The sequence below is a fragment of the Paraburkholderia sp. genome, assembly GCF_049581445.1.
In the GTDB taxonomy this organism is placed as follows: domain Bacteria; phylum Pseudomonadota; class Gammaproteobacteria; order Burkholderiales; family Burkholderiaceae; genus Paraburkholderia.
Genome location: NZ_JBAURZ010000082.1, coordinates 1 through 4,706, shown reverse-complemented (window position 1 = coordinate 4,706; position 4,706 = coordinate 1). Strand labels below are relative to the sequence as shown.

Below are 4,706 nucleotides of genomic sequence, written 5' to 3'. Positions count from 1 at the left end.
GGCTTGGCCGCGGCACCTGGCGCCGCGGGCGCCGGATTGCCGCGCGCGAGGCCCTGCTCGACCGCTTTCAGCAGCTTTTGCAACGCGATCGGCTTCTCGAGAAAGTTGAGCGCGCCGATCTTGGTTGCCTCGACTGCCGTGTCGATGGTGGCATGGCCCGACATCATGATCACTGGCATCGTCAGTTGCCCCTGCGCAGCCCATTCCTTCAGCAACGTCACGCCATCGGTGTCGGGCATCCAGATGTCGAGCAACACCAGGTCGGGCGCCTGACGCAGCCGGAAGTCGCGCGCTTCCTGTGCGTTCTCCGCCGCCTCCACGACATGCCCTTCGTCGCTCAGGATCTCCGAGAGCAATTCCCGGATGCCCATTTCATCATCTACCACCAGGATGGTTGCCATTTACGCTGCCCTTGTCTGCACTGTTGCTTTTGTCGTTCCCTGTGACGCATTGCCATGCGCCGCCTGCGGCCCTGCGCCAGGTGCCGCGGCATCATCGTCTGCCAGTTGAAGAAAGAGGATCGAAATCTGCGCGCCCTCGATCACATCGCCGGCTCTCATCCGGTTACGAATGTCGATTCGCGCGCCGTGTTCGTCGACGATCTTCTTGACCATCGCCAGCCCAAGCCCTGTTCCTTTGGCCTTGGTCGTCACGTAAGGTTCGAATGCACGCGTCAGAATGCGCGCGGGGAAGCCCGGTCCGTTATCCGATACGGTCAGACGCACCGCGACGCGCACTTTGCCTTCTGCGTCGGGATCGCCATATTCTACTGTCCTCGTCTCGAGCAAAACCCGTGGATGCCCGGACTCGGCCACCGCATCCTGCGCATTCTGCAGCAGGTTGTGGATCACCTGACGCAATTGCGTCGCATCGCCCCGAATCACCGGCAACCTGGCAAGCTCGACGTGGATCGCGCTCTTGCCTTCTTCAATGCCGTAAAGCGTGAGCACTTCGCTGACCAGTTCGTTGAGCTGCAGATTGGCAAGCACCGCCGGTGGCGTGCGTGCGTAATCGCGGAAACTGTCCACCATCTGCTTCATCGCCGCGACCTGATTGACGATCGTCGTCGCGCCGCGCTTGAGGACATCCGCGTCGCTCGGCGTGAGCTTGTCCGCGAGTTTCATCTGCAGGCGCTCAGCTGACAACTGGATCGGCGTGAGCGGATTCTTGATCTCGTGGGCGAGGCGCCGCGCCACTTCACCCCAGGCAATGGAACGCTGTGCCGAGATCACGTCGGAGATATCGTCGAACACAACCACGTAGCCTGATGTCTGCATATCTTCCGCATCGCGGTCCGTCGCAGACAGGAGGCGCGCACCGCGCACAAGCAGTGTCAGCGGTTCGGTTTCGCCTGCCACCTGTACCGAGAACTGTTGCTGCCAGTGGCCGCGATCATCGTGACCATCGCCGCTCGCGGCCTCGCGGTCGGCAAAAGCCTTGCGCACCATTGCACCAAAATCGCTTAGCACTGTGATGCGATCCAGCGCCGAACCCAGCGCGGCCTGGAACGGCTGGCGGAAAATCCGCTCGGCGCCGCGATTGGCCGTGGTGAGCCGGAACTGCCGGTCGAACACGAACACGCCCGCGGTCAGGTTGGCGAGAATACTCTCCAGATAGGCTTTCGAGTGCTCGAGTGCGATCCGGTTGTTTTCGACCGCTGCGCGCGCTTCGGAAAGCTGCCGCGTCATTGCATTGAAGGACTGCGTGAGGAAGCCCAACTCGTCACGCGATTTGATTTCGCGCTTTGGCGTGTAGTCGCCCTCGGTCACTTCCTTGGTGCCCTGAGCCAGCAGGAATAGCGGCCTCGCGAGCTGATTGCCTAGCGCAAGCGCGAGCATCATCGCAATGAAGGTGGCGAGAAAGAGCGCCAGTGTCAGCGTGCCGATATACATCTTGCGCAGGCCGGTCCGGCCCAGCGCCTTCTCCTGATACTCGCGATACGCGCGCTGCACCGCGTCGGCGTTGCGCGCGAGCGTTGGCGACACCGGTTGGGTCAGTTGCAGGAAGCGTTCAGTGGGCTGCAGCAACGAAGCATTGGTGTCCGGGATGCGCTGCACGACGCGCAAACGCAGCACGCCCTTGCCGCCGTTTGCGTTTGGATCGCCATCGACCTCACCTTCGATCGCAGCAAAGCCATGACCGCGAGCCTGCTCGATCATCATGGGCGTGGGCAGGTCGTTGGGCACGAGCGTCACGTAATTACCCGATGCCTCCGCCACCACATGCATATCCGGTGCCGCTCCCGACATGCTGCGCACCGGCTCGACGATGGTCGCATCCTGCACGCCGAACTGATCGCGCAGGCGCAACAGCGTCAGCGTGGTCCCGGCGGCGTCAGCACTGGCGAGCTGCTCAGCCATCAGACGGCCCTTGGTCTGCAGATCCGAGAGCGACGCGTCGAGCATGCCGCGCCCGAGATTCAGGCCGGACGTAAGCGCCGTTTCGACATTCACGTCGAACCACGATTCGATACTGCGTGAGACAAACTGATACGAGACGACGTAGATAATCCCGCCCGGCACCACGCCGACCAGCGCCATAAAGAATGCGAGCTTTGCCAGCAACCGGGTGCCGAATTTCCCCTTGCGCAGCCGGTAAATGATGATCAGGACGAGCGCCGTCACGACCATCAGGAAGATCAGCGCGACCGCGACGTTGGCCGCATACAACCATTGATAGTAACGGTCGAAGAACTCGGTGTTGGCGCTCGCAGCGGCCAGCAACACCAGCAGCAGGACGGCCGTGACCGCCACCGTCGACACCAGCACGCGTACGACGATGCTGCTGACGCTGGTGGTACCGCGTACTCTATTTAGCACGTTCGGTCACCGTAAAAGTAAAACGCTTCCAGTCGGAAGAAAGATTCCAGTCGCGGTTGTTGACGGCGTCGATCTGGAATGGCTTGGGCATCAGCGCGATGTCGAGTTGCATGCGCACGGATGCGGTATAGGTTTCACCGTTCTGCACCTGATTGCGGTCGATCACATGCCACGACGTGACATGCTGGATTACCGCCAACGCGTCTTTCAGGGTGGTGAAGCCGAGTTGCAAACCGCCTGTCGACACGCGGTACTCACGCGTGAGCGGCTGAAACGAGAGCCGGATGCTCTGGGACACACTTACCGGCTGCTCGTCGAACCAGTACCAGCGCGGCCGGCTGAGTTCGAAATCCGTTGTGAAGTAGAGCGGAATGCCTTTGTTGACGGCATCTTCAAGGTTGCTGTTCAGCTCGAAATCGAACCGCGCGTCGAGCGTCCAACCGCTGCCATCAGACTGCAGCGATGCACGCTGCACCGCGATCGAATCAGCATGCGCGACGCCCGGGCCGCCCAGCCAAAAGGCCAGCGCAATCCAGAGCACGGCGGCGAGCCGAAGCGGAAAGAAGCGTTTGATGGTCACCGTTTCTGAAAGCGCGCGTAGAAAAATCCGTCGTGATCTGGGTTCGAGCCGGTTTCCGGTCCGGCATGGGAACCGTCCGGAGCGTCGGCAGGCGCGCGGGCCGCTGTGGGCAACAGTTGCCCCGGCGCGTCCAATCGTACCGCATCCTGGTAGTTGTTTCCAAACCACTGCGCCTGCAGTTCGCCTTCGTCCGGGAAGATCGAACACGTCACGTAGAGCAGCTCGCCACCCGGCTTCACGAGCGGCCAAAGCGCCGCAAGAATGCGCCGCTGCTCGGCGACCAGCGCCGGAATATCCGAGGCGCGCCGCAGCCAGCGAATGTCCGGGTGCCGCCGGACGATGCCCGATGCGGAACACGGCACGTCGGCAAGAATGCGATCGAAGGGTTGATCGATATCGTCGTGCCACTTGGCCGGCGCACCCGCGTCGCCAATCCGTACTTCCGCCGAAAGGCCGAGCCGCTGCAAATTTTCGCCAATGCGACGCGCGCGCGTCGCATCGCTTTCAAGCGCAATCAGATTGAGATTGGCAAGTTCGAGCAAATGGCCGGTTTTGCCGCCAGGTGCCGCGCACGCGTCGAGCACACGCATGCCGTCGCGCGCCCCGAGCCACTGGGCGGCGAGTTGCGCGCCTGCATCCTGTACCGACACCACACCGGCACTGAAGCCCGGGATCCGATCGACGGGCATCGCGGTGGCGAGCCGCACCGCGTCTTCACCGGCACGGGTGGCGTCGATATGGTGGTCGTGCAATACCTGCAAATAAGCTTCGACAGTCGAGCGACGGGCATTGACCCGCAGCGTCAGCGGGCCTTGCACGTTGCCGGCCGCGAGGATGTCCTGCCAGTTCTCGGGCCACGCGCGGCGTACCGTGTCGATCCACCAGGCAGGGTAGTTCCAGCGGGCCACCTCGTCCTTCTCCGATTCGCTCAACAACTGCTCGCGCTCACGCAAGAAATGGCGCAGCACTGCGTTGACGAGGCCTTTCGCGAAGGCGAACTCCCGTCGTGCGGCGATCGCATTGACCGCCTGATCGACCACCGTGAACGGCGCGTAGGCGGCGACCTCTTCGTCGTCTGTCAGCAGCGTCAGCGCGCAGGCCAGCAGATTGCCGACGTGCGGCGGCGGTGCCTTGTGGACCAACTTCGCGATCAGCCAGTCAGCGGTCGCGAGACGCCGCATGGTCCGGTAGGAGATATCCTGCACTGCACCGCGCGCCGCCGCTGCACTGCCTTCAGGGGCGGCGACGAATACCGCCAGCAACGCAGCCGGGAGCGCCGAACCGAGGCGCACGGCACCGATCGCCTG

At 62.8% G+C, this 4,706-nt stretch carries 3 protein-coding genes and 1 pseudogene; all 4 read right to left on the bottom strand.

What is annotated here, in order from left to right:
* Positions 1 to 401 (bottom strand): annotated as a pseudogene (gene esaR / locus WCA85_RS06795) (response regulator transcription factor EsaR); the annotation flags it as partial.
* Positions 402 to 2,819, bottom strand: coding sequence for an ATP-binding protein (locus tag WCA85_RS06790; RefSeq protein WP_424062403.1), 2,418 nt, complete (start codon positions 2,817 to 2,819; stop codon positions 402 to 404).
* Complete coding sequence (locus WCA85_RS06785; RefSeq protein WP_424062402.1) at positions 2,809 to 3,399, bottom strand: DUF4390 domain-containing protein; 591 nt, start codon at positions 3,397 to 3,399, stop codon at positions 2,809 to 2,811. The genes WCA85_RS06790 and WCA85_RS06785 overlap by 11 nt, the downstream gene beginning before the upstream one ends.
* Positions 3,396 to 4,706: 16S rRNA (cytosine(967)-C(5))-methyltransferase RsmB (rsmB, locus tag WCA85_RS06780; RefSeq protein ID WP_424062401.1), on the bottom strand; the 1,311-nt coding region annotated here is incomplete at its 5' end. The genes rsmB and WCA85_RS06785, both read right to left, overlap by 4 nt.